Raw genomic sequence first — 14,979 nt, forward strand, 5'->3', positions numbered from 1 at the left:
GCGAGCTTGTTACGGGGGATTAGAATGGAGTATCCGATTCACATTTTATTGGTCGATGACCGGCCGGAAGATTTTCTCACGATACAAGCGCTGCTGGTTGATACGCCTTACCAGTTAATCCGGGCATCCTCGGGTATGGAGGCTTTGAAATTTTTGCTGGAGAGCGAATACGCCCTCATCATTATGGATGTCCTCATGCCGGATATGAACGGGTTCGAAACGGCGGAACGAATCAAGAGACGTAAAAAGTCGGAGGACATTCCGATCATTTTCCTCACCGCCCTTACCCCGGAAGTCGAGGATTATATGAAAGCTTATACGGCGGGCGGAATCGACTATTTGACGAAACCTTTCCATTCCGGCGTGTTAAGAAGTAAAATCGAAGGTTTTGTACGGTTGTACAAAGCGCGCAAAGAGCTTCAAATTAAAACAAGCGAGCTTCAGAAACAAACCTTGGAGCTGGAAGACGCGAACCGCGTGCTTACCCAGCTTAAGGAAACGGCGGAGGTCGCTTCGAGGATCAAATCGGGCTTTCTGGCGATGATGAGCCATGAGATCCGCACCCCGCTGAACGGCATCATTGCCTTATCGGATATTTTGATGGCTTCGGATTTGAAGCGGGACGACGCGGAAATGGCCGAGATTATTCACACGAGCGGACACGCTCTGCTCTCCGTCATCAATCATATCCTCGATTTCACCAAAATCGAATCAGGTAAGATGGAGCTTGACTACGAGCCGTTCAATCTGACAGTCTGTTTGAAAGAAACGATGGATCTGTTCCGCGCTCTTGCTCGCGAGCGAAATCTGCTTCTGGAGACGCACATAGAGCCCGGAATTCCCGAGATCCTTATCGGAGACTCCAACCGGCTGAGACAGGTGCTGAACAACCTGATCGGCAACGCGGTCAAATTTACGGAAACCGGCAGCGTTAAGGTAAAGGTGAGTCAAAAAAGAGTGGACGATAAGTTGATCACCCTTGAATTTATCGTGGAAGACACCGGAATCGGCATTCCCGCCGACAAAATGAATCACTTATTCCAGCCCTTTACACAGATTGATGCCACCATTAGCCGGAAATTCGGCGGCACGGGCCTTGGCTTGTCGATCTGCAAAACACTGGTCAATTTGATGGGCGGAACTATTTATGCCCGGTCGAACGTCGAAAAAGGAGCGGTCTTCGTGTTCACCATCCAGACCGGCATCCCTGCGGGCACGTTATACAACCCGCAGCATTAAAAGCACCCCTTACAAGTTCACGGTTTTTCCCGGAAAGGGAACGATCCGTGATCGGGTAAGGGGTGCTGTCTTTTTCGGAGAGTAATCGGGGCAAGTCAGTTCCGGACGGGATTACTCCTGCCGGAATGCGCCTGGAGACACGGGGGCCGGAATCCAGGCCTGCTCCAGGAATTGAAGCAGCTCCTCGTTGAATTTCTCCGGCTCATCGAACATCATGGCATGCCCGCTGCCCTCGAAATGCACGATGCGGGATTGCGGAATACCCTGGCGGGTAACGTGTGAAGGGCGTTTACCACATTCAAAACGTCAACAGCTATCACAGCCGCCTAAAAAGATGGATTGACCGCTTTAACGGTGTCGCAACCAAGTATTTGCAACATCATCTGGCTTGGTTTCGTTATTTAGACAGCAACGAGCATGAGAACACTACTTCGAACAAGAAAAATATGCTTATCACGTCTTGCTTGTTTACTGTAAAGGCGACAAATACCAAGCTTCAGCGTACGTCTTTTGCTTGCCGAAAGGGCGGCATAGTGGAATGACTTATTGACTATTTATTATGAATTGAAACAAGTAACCCTTCATAAAATGAAATTGGTCATTTGACTAATTTATCAAAATGTGGAGGTCAAAAAATGTTAAGTTTTCATACAGAGCGACAGATGATTCCTCATCCAATTCTTTTGGAGGCAAGACAAAGTGCTTCGAATCAAATTTTATTGACATATGATAAGCGAACTGATTTAGCGTCAGCAACAAATGTTTCGAATTATTGGATTAGAAGTAATATGAGTCCTGTTGGTATCGCGAGCGTAGGAATGAAGGATGCACTAACAGCAGAGAATGCAATACGCCCCGATATGGCAATGATAACACCTGCTGACAATTCCATGATGAGATACGTCATGGCATTTAGGGTAAATGCTATGTCTGGTATAATGTATACTGTACTCCCTTGTTTTGTTAACTTAGAAGGCATGACTGGGTTTAGAGGAGAAAACTGGGCTCCTTTCAGCAGAAATATGTTTATTGGCATGTAATTTAGATGTTTGAACCGATACTTAAATTATCCGCCCTTTCATTCAATGGGCCGCTTTTATTTGGTTCTAAATCAACATTAAGATTAAACACAGCTTATTTTTAAGGCCTTCCTTAAAGGTCCTCGGCGCCACTTTGTGCGCGTACATACCCCGCAATCAACCCTTCAACCGCTTCTCCAAGCTCATCTTCATGCCCGGGAATCAGCCAATGCTCGGGAACGATCAGATAGCTGCGGGCGCTTCCTTGCAGAAAACTGTACAGAATCTGCGCTTCGTCAATATCGTGCCGACTGATTTTGGGGCGGGGGGACAGCGGTTCTTCCGGGCGGAAGGTATCCAGAATGGCGGAGCGTATCCGCCTGTGGAGCGTATACGGCGCTGCCGGCCCGCTCCGGTTCGTGTCCGGAGCCTCCACTTTGGTATCCCGCACAATCCCGTTCCCTTTAACGAGGATGAGTTTAGCCTCACGGCCGTTAACGGGTTCCAGAATGACGATGTTCCGGCCCTCTTCGGCGAATCCGATCACTTTCTCTTTGTGGATCAGGGAACCGAGGGTTTTCATCAGGTCCCGGTATTTGGCTGCGGCTTCGAAATTATGCTTCTCCGCCGCTTCTGTCATCCCTTGTTCGAGGTCTTCCAGTACAGCCGGATGGTTCCCGCTCAGGGAAGTGATGATTTTATCGAGCACGGAGTTGTAGGCGCTTAGAGCGTCTTCGCTGCCGGTACACATTCCCAGACACAAGCCGAGAGAATGATTGAGGCAGGGCGATTGCTTGGCATAAGGACTGCTGCAGAGGATCCGATAGCTTTCCTGGAGCCCCTGGACGGCTTTTTCCACCGTGCTTCTGCTCGTATAGGGCCCGAAAAAGAGGTCCCCCTCCTGTCCGGCGGGGTCATTCGTAATATCGATCCGACGGCGGCCTTCACGGCTGCAGCGAATGACGAGATACGTATACGCCAGCGGATTCTTCATTTTTTTATTATACAGAGGCTTCAACTGCTTGATTAACCGGCACTCCAGCATGAAGGCCTCGAATTCCGTATCGGTCAAACGGATCTCAAAATCGCGGATATTGCTTATGAGTCGTTTGACTTTGGGAGAATGGGCTTTTGACTGCTGAAAATAGGTTTGGACTCTTTTTTTGAGAGATTTGGCTTTGCCCACATATATAATATGGCCCAGACGGTCTTTCATCAGGTAGACGCCGGGAGTTAAGGGAAGGGCTTTTACTTTTTCCGCGAGATTCATAGAGATTCCTCCATTGCTCTTGCTCGGCCCTGTCATTATATCAAAAGGCTGTATGGACAGAAAGCGAGGCGGACACGGGAGAGCGATCTTTAAGCTACAGGGGAAAGAAAATTAATCTGCCCCAAATAAACTGTTAATATTTACCAAACATTTCTTTGTTAGGATGAAGTGATTTCATTCTTGTTTGAAGGGGTGTGTATGATGTACAAATTCAGCAAGTCCAAGTGGCTCGTCGTGCCGATGGCTGTTTTCATGGCGGTGTCCGTCGTTTTGCCGGGAGCGGGCGCCGGAGCCCTAGGAAGCTCCGCAGTAGCCGCGGCAGGCTCCAAGGCTCCAACGGCTTTGGCGCTGACGTTCAACGGGGATGCCAAAACCTCGCAGGGCTTCGCGTGGTACACCGATCCCGCCGTTACCGGCACGAAGCTGCAGGTGGCGGAATCGTCTCTCGCTACCGGCGGCGTCTGGCCGTCGAGCGGCGTCATCTCCTTCGAGGGGAGCTCCGCGCCGATCCAGGTTTATCAGTCGAGCTCGGACAAGAGTGCGGGCAAGAAGACCGCTTACGCCGATCATAAGGTTACGGCGACGGGTCTGAAACCGGGCACCGAGTACACGTACAGGGCCGGAGACGGCCAAGAGGGGAACTGGAGCGAGACCGGCACGTTCAAGACCGAGGAACAGAGCGGCGGAGCGTTCACGTTCCTCTATACGACGGACCCGCAGGGTACGACCGAGCGGGAGTACGCGACCTGGAACCACACGCTGGAGGAAGCGGTCAAGAAGTTTCCCGCGTCCCGTTTTATCACCGTCACCGGGGATCTGGTAGACAACGGGGACATTGAGAATCAATGGTTTTGGCTGCTGGGCAAACCGCAGGCCATTCTGAAGAAGACGCCTCTCGTGCCAGCGCTCGGCAACCATGAGAGCAAGTCCAACAACAACTTCTGGTACCACTTCAACCTGCCGAACACCTCCAATACGGGAGCGAAACCGGACGGGTCGGTGTACGCCTTCGATTATGGCTCAGCCCGTTTCCTGGTCATCAATACCGAGTACAACGAGGCGAAAGGAACCGACGCCGTGTACCGGAAGCAGGAAGAGTGGCTGAGAGCGGAAGCGGCCAAGACGGACAAGAAGTGGAAGATCGTCTTGTTCCACAAGTCGCCTTATTCCGTAGCGAATCATTCCTCCGACAGCGATGTTCTCTTCTTCCGCAAGAAGCTTGCGGCTCTGTTCGATGAAATCGGCGTTGACGTCGTGCTGAGCGGTCACGATCATACGTATACGCGCACCTATCCGATGTACAATAACGTGCCGCAGAAGGACACGGCGGTGGACAAAGACGGTAACCTGATTAATCCGAAGGGAACCCTTTATCTGGTCAGCAACGCCGCCGGAGACAAAAGGTACACGCCGAAGTCCGGGCCGTTCCCTTATGCGTTTAAATACGGCCAGCCGGGCAAGGAAATGTTTACGGGCGTTACCGTGGCGAACGATAAAATCACGTTCCAGGTCTATACGACCACGGAAACGGGCGCGACCGCTCTGTACGACCAGTTCGGCATCGCCAAATCGGATACGAAACCGAGTCCGGTCCGGTAAGCGAAGCTTAGTCCGATTCGGCAGGGGAGGCCGTGTTAGCCTGGCAGGCGCCGGAAGAGCGCAGCAGACCATGTTAACGGCAGGATGTCGTAAAATAGAGACTGGAAGTAGCGATAACGCCCCGTCGAATCCGATTCGAACGGGGCTTTTTCTTTATCGCGCTTTATTCCCGAAGACGCTTGTTCCTTCCGGGTAACGGCCGCCGCTATCCCTTGAATCGGTTAAAGGATCGAAATGAGAGGGCCGTTTATACAGCGGTTATTTTGCTCTGCTTCAAAAAATTAGCGGCTCCCCGGCTTCCCTTGGATCACTTTGAGGCGGGCGAACCGTGGAATGGTTTGTCAGGACGATGAGAGTGTGGCAGAATATAAGGATAGAAGGTACCGACCAGCGAATGGAGAACACGAACCTATGTCGAATTTGCCAAACTGTCCGGCATGCAATTCCGAATATACTTATGAGGATGGGAACCTTCTGGTTTGCCCGGAATGTGCCCATGAATGGAATGTAGATGCCGAACCCGGGAACGGGGAAGAAGAAAAGGTCGTCAAAGACGCCAACGGCAACATCTTAAAGGATGGCGATTCCGTATCCGTCATCAAAGATTTGAAGGTTAAAGGAAGCTCTTCTGTTCTGAAAATAGGCACCAAGGTAAAGAACATCCGTCTTGTTGACGGAGACCATGATATCGATTGTAAAATCGACGGCTTTGGAGCCATGAAATTAAAGTCGGAGTTCGTCAAGAAAATTTAATGCGGGATAGAATAAAAACGAACCTGTATCAGGAAGCCCTCTGACTTGGAGGGCTTTATTTTTGCATCGTCGTATGGGCAGGCCTCCGTTGGGACAAGCGAGGCTCGGTAACTATAGAAAAAATCTTAATTTTAAGATACAAGGGACATATCGAAAGGAAGGATACGTATGAACAAGGAGCAGTTTGATGAAGTATTTGAATTAATGGAGGCCTCTTTTCCCGATACGGAAATAAGGACTTGCGAAGGGCAGCGGGCGCTGCTCGCTCATCCCGCTTACCGGCTTAACGTCAGCCGGAACGAGGACGGGGAAATCCTGGCTTTTATGGGGGTCTGGGAATTCAAAGCGTTTCGTTTCGTGGAACATATTGCGGTCAATCCGAAACAGCGGGGCGGAGGAATAGGCAAAAAGTTGATGACGGCTTATACGAGCGATTCTTCGACTCCCGTCGTACTGGAGGTAGAGCCCGCGAACGATACGGATTCCAAGCGGAGAATCGAGTTTTACGAGCGCCTCGGCTTTCATTTGAACGCCTTCGACTACTTTCAGCCGCCCCTCAGGGAAGGGCAGCCGGAGCTTGCTCTGCAAATCATGAGTTATCCCGATCCGATAAGCGAAGAAGCATTCCAGCCGTACAAAAAACTATTGATGGCCGAGGTCTATAAACAGGCCTGACCCGAGCTACCAAAGTCAACTTCGTCAAGACCATTTTAATCAGGAGGCTGCAAAATGGAGATAGGGATAAGCACGTTTGTGGAAACGACGCCGGACGTTCATACCGGCGAGGTGATCAGCCACGCGCAAAGGCTGCGTGAGGTTGTGGAAGAGATCGTACTCGCCGATCGGGTGGGGCTGGACGTGTACGGGGTAGGGGAGCATCACCGCAAGGATTATGCGGCGTCTTCTCCCGCCATCGTACTCGCCGCGGCCGCGCCGCAGACGAGCCGTATCCGGCTGACCAGCGCGGTCACGGTGCTCTCTTCGGCGGACCCTGTGCGCGTGTTCCAGGATTTCGCCACGCTCGACGGCATATCGGGCGGCCGCGCGGAAATCATGGCGGGCCGGGGCTCTTTCATCGAGTCATTCCCGCTGTTCGGCTACGATCTGGACCATTACAACGAGCTGTTCGACGAGAAGTTGGAACTGCTTCTGAAGATCCGGGCGTCCGAGCAGGTGACCTGGCAGGGCGGCCACCGGCCCGCTATCGACAACCTGGGCGTGTATCCGCGTCCGGTTCAGAATCCCCTGCCGGTCTGGATCGGCAGCGGAGGCAACCAGGAATCCGTGGTACGCGCGGGACTGCTTGGCCTGCCGCTTGTTCTGGCCATCATCGGGGGCAGCCCGGTGCAGTTCGCGCCGCTCGTGCAGCTGTACAAGAAAGCGGCCGCCCACGCAGGGCATGACGCCTCGAAGCTGCCGGTCGCCTCGCATTCGCACGGCTTCATCGCCGAGACTACGGAGCTTGCGGCCGACAAGTTCTTCCCGTCCACGCAGGCCGTCATGAACGTGCTGGGACGGGAGCGGGGCTGGGGGCCTTACGACCGATCCAGCTTCGATTCCGCGCGGAGCTTTAACGGAGCCCTGTACGTTGGGGACCCGGACACGGTCGCGCGCAAGATCGTTCATCTCCGCAAGAACGTAGGCATCACCCGGTTTCTGCTGCACGTGCCGGTCGGCACGATGCCTCATGACGAAGTCATGCGAGCCATCGAGCTGCTGGGGACCGAAGTGGCGCCGCGGGTACGCGAGGAAGTTGCCGCATGGGAAGCGGAAGGCGCAGAGAGAGCTTAGCCGTCCGCACGGCTGTATGCTAGCGTAAGAAGACTGCTTCTGCATAGGACAGACCTGCAATCCTGTTTGGCTGCCGGTCGCAAAGCTCTAATTGGAATAGAAAAGGCCCGGTTAGCTGGTTATAGAAGCTAAGACGGGCCTTTTTTTGTTCGGCATCCGACAACTAGCCGGGATGCTTGGGCTGCATTCGCCTTTACCAGCCGCTTCTCGCCTAACAATACGCTTTAGGGACGGTTTCGTGTAACGAAGCCGGGACGAACGCCTATATACAGGGGAGTCGAGCGGGAGTATGATACTAGTGTGGAAACTTATGGAAAAAGGGGTTGAACACTTTTATGGGCAGTTGGAAGTCGGTAGAACCGGAACCGGATAGTAGCATGGAGGAAGTCATGTCCAGACCTCGTGCGATGAAGATTTGGCTGCCTCGGGTATTCGACTCTTCCCAAACATAGGTTTTCATGTGACTTTCTCGCATTTGTGAGGAGGTTGGAGGCATGGAGAAGAAGCCTTATTTTCAATGGAAAAAAGAGCCTGAAGACGCTTCGAAAATTCAAGGGTTCGATATCGAACTTAACCGGGAAAGCACCAAACGGATCGATCGGCTGGTGGATCATTACGAAAAGAGCATTCTTTCTCATTTAGATGAGGAGTATGTCAAGAAGACGAGATGGTCGGACCGCATTGCGGACCGGATCGCGTTCTTCGGCGGCAGCTGGAAATTTATCATTTATTTCGCTCTATTTCTGGCGGTTTGGATTACCTGGAACACGCTTCCGTTTACGCCTTTGCATTTTGACCAGGCTCCGTATATTTTACTGAATTTATGCTTATCCTTTGTTGCCGCTTTTCAAGCCCCGGTCATTATGATGAGTCAGAACCGGCAGGCCGCAAGAGACAAGCATGAATCCGTCATTGATTTTGCCATCAATTATAAAGCGGAGCAGGAAATCGACGCCATGCAGAGCCACCTGCACCGGATTGAAAACGAGCTGATCGAAGTCAAACAACTTCTGACCGCCCTTGCCTCGCAGAAAGATAACGGGGATGGCGTAGAATAACCGCAAGCAAGGAGCCGCTGTCAGCGGCTCCTTGCTGCGTCTTCCTGCTTACTCTCTCCAGCCTCTATTTGACCTGAACCCAGGCATCCCCTAACCACGTACGGATGTGGTACCAGTCCTCCATCTGCTCAAAAGCCGTTACCGTCTGGGGGGAAAGCTCCGACAGAATGCCGGAAGATTGACGGGGTTCACGGTACATGCGGGTGTCTTCGGTCAATTCGATCTTCGATTCTTTGACTTCGATCTTCCCCAGCAAGGGCTTGTTCACATGAACCCACGATTTGCCGAGCCAGGTATTGACGCGAAACCAGTTGCCGAGACGCGCGTCCGCTTTTAACGGCTGCGCCGTCAGGGAAGCGCCGGCTTTATTCCGGCTGTCCGCTTCCGAATAAAGGGGAAGGGGCTCCGTCAGAATAAGATCGAAGGTTTTGTACTCGACGGGAATCCGTTCCTTCCAAAGCTCGAATCCTTGCTGGGCGACAAACAAGCCCAAATCCCTGTTTTCGTTCCAAATGCGCGGGAATTCCGACAGGGGCAGGCTTCCTTCCCCGGCATATCTGCCGATTTCGGGTGTCAATCCGGGACGGCCGAGGGATTGGATAAACCAGTCGGTAAAGCCTCCGCCTGACGGGTTGGACTCCGGTTTTACCGGTGTATACCCGGTCATGGCGGCAACCTGGGACATGATTTTACGGTCTCTTTCCAAATTTTTGTCCAGGGTATGGAAATTCCAGTACAGGATGCTTCCGGAGGAGTGGTAAGACAGCTCCATATCCGGATCGACTTCTTTGGTGAAGGCGACCATTGCTTTCGTTTCCGCGGTCTGGAGCGGCTCGTCCCCTTTGAAATTCTTATAGTACGGCCGGCCGGAATCGTTGCGGATAGATTTCCATTCCGCCGGATATTGGCGGTTCAGGTCAATGCCCTCGGCATTTGCCTTCCACCGCGAGAAGTCGGAGCTCTTCTCGTTCATGGCGAGAAGGCCTGCCCGGGCTTCGCTCGGAAAAGCGGATACGCCCTTCTGCTGGAGCGTGACGCCGTCGGGGTTGACCATGGGCACGAACCAGATGGACGTGTTGTTCAGAACGGATTGAAGAGCCCGGCCATTCATAGCCCCGTTGCGGACATAAAGCTGGGCGTATTGGTCGATCATGTTCATGACCAGGTTGGTGGTCATCCATTCCCTGGCATGATGCGAAGCGTTGACCAGCACCTTAGCGTCGCCCGTTCCAAGCCGGACGGCCCAGATATCGCGTCCGTAGCGCGTTTTGCCGATGGATTTATATTCGATAAGTTCGGGATAAGACTTGGCAAGCTGCCGGATATCTTCTGTCATTTGTTCATAAGTATACGTCTGATTGGGGTTTACGATATCCGTCGTTTCCGCCGCATGGGCGGCTGCTGCGAATAGGAACGGAACAAGGGCAAAGACAACTAGCAGCATTCCCCGTATTTTGTTAGGCATGGCACGGCACTTCCCTTTGGATAGAGTGAGGTGTTAAAAAGCAACGATCAGACTTCGGGGAGCAGGCTGATGGCCTGCCGGCCCATTTGTTCCCAAGCTTCTTTAAAAGGCTGTTTGGCCACGCGTCCTGTTTTGTTATGCGGGTCGCGGATGTAAATGTAATCTTCATCGTATCCGACTATAACGACGGAATGTTCCTTCTTCGTCAGCCAGATCGGCCCGTCCGGAGTCATCCACGTCTGGAAGTGATAAGGTTCCAGCTTACGGAACGTTACGTTGGAAATGATCCATACCGGAGTGCCCGTTCCCACGAAATGCAAAACATCTTCGAACTCCGTGCCGGTAAGGTCGACAACCCGCTCGGGCAAGTAGTGTTCCGCCAGCTCGTATACCGGACCGTGATAAACCCCGAAGCCGGGATTGTTAAACGAGTACATGTCACCGACGAATCCGCGGTGCGGGTTTCCGAAGGAAATGACGCCGTTTTTCTCGCTGTAGGGAGTCGGGTCCTTGCGGATTTCAGCCGCCAGCGTCATTTTATCAACCGGCACCCCGGCGAACTGGAGCAGCGAAGCGAGCGCCGTCACTTCGCAGCCGCGGGGCAGCTCCGGAAGTTGACGGATAAGCGGGACGTTGATATAAACGGGCTGCTTGGAAGGACCGCCGAATGTCCAGACGGGCTTCGCGGCCGTTTTATAGGCGACGAAGCTGTTTGCATATTTCTTGGCGTGGCTGATCGCATCGGCATAGCTGTCATAGTAGGCCAGAAACTTATCGCTCTGGTAGACCCGGTAAGGAGGGAAACTGTCCCATACGACGGCATCCTTACGATTTTTGACGGTTGCGTTCGCATACTGCTTCGCAAAGGATACGGCTTCCTGCCGGGTAGCGAAACCGTCCAGGAAGTTGGCATGCTGATAAACCCGGTAAGACATGCCCTCCTTCAACGCGGTATTCTTGTCGATAGGAGCATCCGGGACCGGGCCGGAGCTTGATGCGGGCGTCCGTCTGCCGGAGATCCGGATGAATCCGTCTTCATAGTCGACATGGCTGCCGAGAGATTCGGCGATGCTGCGCAGCGGCACGAACGTCACGTTGTTCCGCAGAATGGAATGAACGGAAAGCGGATGATCCTTCCCGTTGACGGTTATTTGCCTGCTGCCTACGGCGAACATGATCTGGCGGTCGTAGGTGGCCATCGTCACCGTCTGTGTCGCCTGTTCCCACTCCACCTTGGCGCCCAGCGCTTCCGATACGAAGCGGAGGGGGACGAAAGTCGTGTCCTGCTCCAGAAACGGCACGGCTGTGGCGTCCTCCGGACTGATCGGAACAAGCTCCCGGTCTATGGAGGCCAGGCTGCTGTCTATTCTCAGCACGATTTCTTTTTCACTTTTGGCGGCAAAAAGCGGTTGAATAGGCAATAAGACCTGCACGGAAACCGATAAGAGCAGGACCCATTCAATGCGCTTGCTGCCTTTTCGGAGGCGGGTATGTTTTCTCATCGCAGTCGTCCTTTTTCGTTGAAATGCTTGGGTTTACAGCGCTTAGCGCCTGATAATTCTCATGAAGTACAGGTATTCCACTCGTAAACAGCATGAATAAAGGCACAAAAACTCCCTTCATGGTAACAAAGTGAGGGTTACAGCAAGGTTACAAAAAACCGGAAATATTCGACAAAAACCGGAAAATTCTGTTGCCTGGAAGGATGCGCAGCCTTTAAAATAGGAAAAAAGACCTGCGTTATGCGTTTGGGGGGAATAAGATGCAGATGCATGTTGAAGACGGGGTAACCGTTCATGACAACAAATATCCGCCGGAAGAAGGGAACGGCCAGACCCTCGTTTTCCTGCATGGGCTCGGCTTGGACAGGACGATATGGAACGGGCTGGTTCCTTATTTCGCCGCTCATTACCGCATTGTGCTTTATGACCTTCCGGGACATGGGTTCAACACGGAGTTAGAGGAAAACAGCTTAGACTGGGACTTTGTGACCGCCGATTTGCGAAGAATTTTGAAAGCGCTTGAAATTGCGTCAGTTCATCTCGTAGGACATGGGATAGGGGCAAGCGCAGCGGTCCAGTTCTGCCGTTCCTATCCTGAATGCGTGGATCGTCTTGTGCTGATTTCACTTCCTGTTAAAATACCGGCGGATCTTATCCGCAGAAAGATATCGGAGCGTAAACGGCTGATAAAAGAGGGGATAGATGGTTTAGCGGCTGAACTGGCTGCCTTTAAAACTTCGCTCCCTGTTCATACCTCCGCATTTCAGGTAGTCAGGGAGGCTTACCGGCGGATGAATCCGGATGTGTATGTCGGCTTTATGGAGCTTTTTATGGAAGGAGACGGCTGGAAGGAATTAAAATTCATCGCCCACCCTACCCTCGTTCTGGCGGGAGAGTACGATCCTATTTATGTAACGGCGGCTTCGCTGGCGGTCGGGGTTCTGCCCAGCGCGTCCTTTCTGATCGTGCCCGGTGCGGCGAATATGCCCTTTGTGGAACAGCCGGGTACGACGGCGCTGTGGATCGAACAGTTTTTGCATCGAAAAGACAGCCGGCCTTTAGCGGATGAGCCGCTCGTCAGGGAACTGCGGGATACGCTTCAGCTTTTCCTGGACGAAGGAGAGAAGCAGGCGGCGCTTGCACAGGTGCTTAAGATCGACCTGCTCGGGTCTTTCCGGGTCTTTTTGAATGGAAGGGAAATGGTGGACGGGTGGAACCGGCGCTATGCGAAGAGTCTGCTGGTGTACATGATCTTCCATCCGACTGCAACGCGGGAGGAGCTGTGCGACGCTCTGTTCCCGCAAATTTCCGGCAAAGCGGCTCTGCGGAATCTCAAGGTCTATCTGAATCATTTCAAAAATATGCTGCAAAGTTTCGAAGGAGGATCTTCCATTGTTTCCGTCGATCGGGAATATGTCAGACTGCTGTGTTTCCTGCGCTGCGATTTGCTGGACTTTTTAAAGGAACTGGAAGAGATCCGCACTATCGACGAAAATCGCCGGTATGAACCGGCCGGCCGCCTGCTCGCCAGGCTGCCGGACCCGTTGATGCCGGGTCTGTACGATGAGTGGTTTGTCGAGAAGAAGAATTGGCTGGAGATGGAGGTTGCCGACCTGGCCTCCTGGATGGCGGAGAAAGAGGAGCTGCGCGGCAGCCGCCAGCGTGCGGAGGCATACCGGCAAATGGCGGCAAGGTTCCTCTTTGATCGGGAACCTGAATACAGGGAGGGTGCGGCGGTGAACGGGAGACGGGGAAAAGCAGAAGCAGCAGAGGAGCGCAGACGGAAGAACGGGTAAAAAGCCGGTTCTAGGGGTGCGTTTTCGGTTGAGCGCTCCGCACCGGATCAGGCTGGACGCGGCGGCGCTTTTCCAGATAAAAGCTGAGGCCCAGCAGGACTATGGCGCCCGCGCACAGCCAGACGTTGATTTCAAAAACCGAACTCAACGCGCCGAGAAGCCGGTCCGGTTCCGAAGAAGCGGACTGAGCCGCCCCTTGGACGACTCCGAGCCCCAAAGCCGCTCCGATGACCATACCCAGGTTGCGGGTTAACGCGATCATGCCGCCTATAGAACCTACGTGCTCTTTTGGCGCATGATGGAGAATGGTGCTGTTGTTCGGCGAAGTAATCAGGCCCATGCCCAGGCCGACCAGTGCCAGAAGGGCAACCAATCCCGCCATAGGCAGCACACCGAGGCCGAGGGAGAAAACAGCCGCACCGCCGCACATGGCAAGCAGTCCGAGAAGGACGAGCAAACCCGAACCGAAGCGGTCGGATAAATGACCCGCGAACGGACCGGTAACGGCGAGGAGAATCGGATAGGCCGTCATGATTGCTCCGGCGGCTGACGGGGACATCCCGGATACGCCGGACAAGTAGAACGGGAGAGTCACCAGAAAGCTGTTGGCGAGCACGAATGCCACGCAGCTGATGATCAGGCCGGCGGACAGCGCGGGAATCCGGAAAGCCCGTACGGGGATAAACGGATTCGCCTGCCTCCGCTCCCATATCAGGAAGACGGCCAGCAGGAGCGCCGCCGAAGCCAGCACGGCCGCCGTTACCGGAGACAGCCATCCCCGTGAGGAGCCGCCGGATATCGTCCAAATGACAGAGCTGATGATCGCCATGAACATCAAGCCTCCCATGGTATCGAAAGGAGCGGATGGCTGCTTGTCCATAGCGGGAGCGGGCGGAATGAAGCGGAAGGCCAGCAGGGTAGCGAGGGCTGCCACGGGCACGTGGATCAGGAACAGCCAGTGCCAATTGAGCCACTCCGCAACGACTCCGCCTGCGATAGGTCCGCTCATGGCGCCGAGAGCGACGGCGGTATTGACCGTGCCCAGCGCACGCCCCCTGTTTTGCTTGGGCAGGTGAAGGGTGATCAGGGCCATATTGGTCGCCTGAAACATGGCCGCGCCGACCGCCTGCACGATTCTGAAGCCGAGCAGCGACCCGATGTTGGGGGAGAAGGCCACCAGTACTGAGCTGATGCCGAACAGGATATACCCTAGGTTATGGATGAGGCGGAAGCCGTAGCGGTCTCCAAGCTTGCCCATGACAGGCAGCAAAGAGGCGATAACGAGCAGATATCCGGTTGTGATCCACTGGGCTGTACCGAGCGTAGTGCCGAAGATAGCGGCGAATTGAGGCAGAGAGACATTCACGATCCCGGCCGTAAAATGCGAAATAAAAGCGCCTAGGCAAATAGCCGTTACCATGAGCGAAGGACGCAGTTCCTTTGTCCGTGATCCTGCTGTTTGCACAATCGGTCACCTCCGATAATTG

The 14,979-nt window shown here is 53.7% G+C and carries 12 protein-coding genes and 1 pseudogene; 9 read left to right on the top strand and 4 right to left on the bottom strand.

From position 1 onward, the window contains the following. The first annotated feature begins 24 nt into the window (after positions 1–24). The 3 genes and pseudogenes from ABH899_RS15465 to ABH899_RS15475 all read left to right on the top strand — a co-directional run bounded on the left by ABH899_RS15465 (position 25) and on the right by ABH899_RS15475 (position 2,279). Positions 25–1,239 (top strand): ATP-binding protein, encoded by a 1,215-nt coding sequence (locus ABH899_RS15465; RefSeq protein ID WP_369997764.1) that lies wholly within the window; start codon positions 25–27, stop codon positions 1,237–1,239. A gap of 275 nt (positions 1,240–1,514) precedes the next feature. Beyond that, a pseudogene (locus ABH899_RS15470) lies at positions 1,515–1,781 on the top strand (IS1595 family transposase); the annotation flags it as partial. Positions 1,782–1,874: 93 nt separating this feature from the next. Then, on the top strand, positions 1,875–2,279 hold the full coding sequence (locus ABH899_RS15475; RefSeq protein ID WP_036739680.1) for a hypothetical protein: 405 nt from the start codon (positions 1,875–1,877) through the stop codon (positions 2,277–2,279). A gap of 112 nt (positions 2,280–2,391) precedes the next feature. Here ABH899_RS15475 and ABH899_RS15480 read toward each other — a convergent pair whose 3' ends face one another. Beyond that, the gene (locus ABH899_RS15480; RefSeq protein ID WP_369997767.1) at positions 2,392–3,528 is read right to left on the bottom strand and encodes a GIY-YIG nuclease family protein; all 1,137 of its coding nucleotides are present in this window, start codon (positions 3,526–3,528) and stop codon (positions 2,392–2,394) included. Between the two features lie 198 nt (positions 3,529–3,726). Between ABH899_RS15480 and ABH899_RS15485 the strand changes: the two genes are divergently transcribed. From ABH899_RS15485 to ABH899_RS15505, 5 genes are all read left to right on the top strand, one after another. Continuing rightward, positions 3,727–5,127: a metallophosphoesterase gene (locus ABH899_RS15485; protein WP_369997769.1), complete on the top strand. Its 1,401-nt coding sequence runs from the start codon at positions 3,727–3,729 to the stop codon at positions 5,125–5,127. A 411-nt stretch (positions 5,128–5,538) separates the two neighbouring features. Continuing rightward, complete coding sequence (locus ABH899_RS15490; RefSeq protein WP_042231519.1) at positions 5,539–5,880, top strand: zinc ribbon domain-containing protein YjdM; 342 nt, start codon at positions 5,539–5,541, stop codon at positions 5,878–5,880. A gap of 168 nt (positions 5,881–6,048) precedes the next feature. After that, positions 6,049–6,555, top strand: coding sequence for a GNAT family N-acetyltransferase (locus tag ABH899_RS15495; protein ID WP_369997774.1), 507 nt, complete (start codon positions 6,049–6,051; stop codon positions 6,553–6,555). A gap of 54 nt (positions 6,556–6,609) precedes the next feature. Then, on the top strand, positions 6,610–7,671 hold the full coding sequence (locus ABH899_RS15500; RefSeq protein WP_009675831.1) for an LLM class flavin-dependent oxidoreductase: 1,062 nt from the start codon (positions 6,610–6,612) through the stop codon (positions 7,669–7,671). A gap of 494 nt (positions 7,672–8,165) precedes the next feature. Then, entirely contained in the window at positions 8,166–8,729 is a 564-nt protein-coding gene (locus ABH899_RS15505) for a DUF1003 domain-containing protein (protein ID WP_369997777.1), read from the top strand. A 64-nt stretch (positions 8,730–8,793) separates the two neighbouring features. Here the strand turns inward: ABH899_RS15505 and ABH899_RS15510 are convergent, their stop codons facing one another. Together ABH899_RS15510 and ABH899_RS15515 are read right to left on the bottom strand one after the other, a co-directional pair. Then, entirely contained in the window at positions 8,794–10,194 is a 1,401-nt protein-coding gene (locus ABH899_RS15510; protein ID WP_369997780.1) for a M14 family metallopeptidase, read from the bottom strand. A gap of 47 nt (positions 10,195–10,241) precedes the next feature. Next, entirely contained in the window at positions 10,242–11,696 is a 1,455-nt protein-coding gene (locus ABH899_RS15515; protein WP_369997783.1) for a C39 family peptidase, read from the bottom strand. 260 nt (positions 11,697–11,956) lie between these two features. On the opposite strand from ABH899_RS15515, the gene ABH899_RS15520 reads away from it, so the two are divergent. After that, entirely contained in the window at positions 11,957–13,492 is a 1,536-nt protein-coding gene (locus tag ABH899_RS15520; RefSeq protein WP_369997786.1) for an alpha/beta fold hydrolase, read from the top strand. A 10-nt stretch (positions 13,493–13,502) separates the two neighbouring features. Here the strand turns inward: ABH899_RS15520 and ABH899_RS15525 are convergent, their stop codons facing one another. Further along, positions 13,503–14,957 carry an MFS transporter gene (locus ABH899_RS15525; RefSeq protein ID WP_369997789.1) on the bottom strand — a complete coding sequence of 485 codons (1,455 nt, stop codon included), beginning with the start codon at positions 14,955–14,957 and terminating at the stop codon, positions 13,503–13,505. Between the last annotated feature and the right edge of the window lie 22 nt (positions 14,958–14,979).

Source organism: Paenibacillus sp. RC84 (genome assembly GCF_041260495.1).
In the GTDB taxonomy this organism is placed as follows: domain Bacteria; phylum Bacillota; class Bacilli; order Paenibacillales; family NBRC-103111; genus Paenibacillus_F.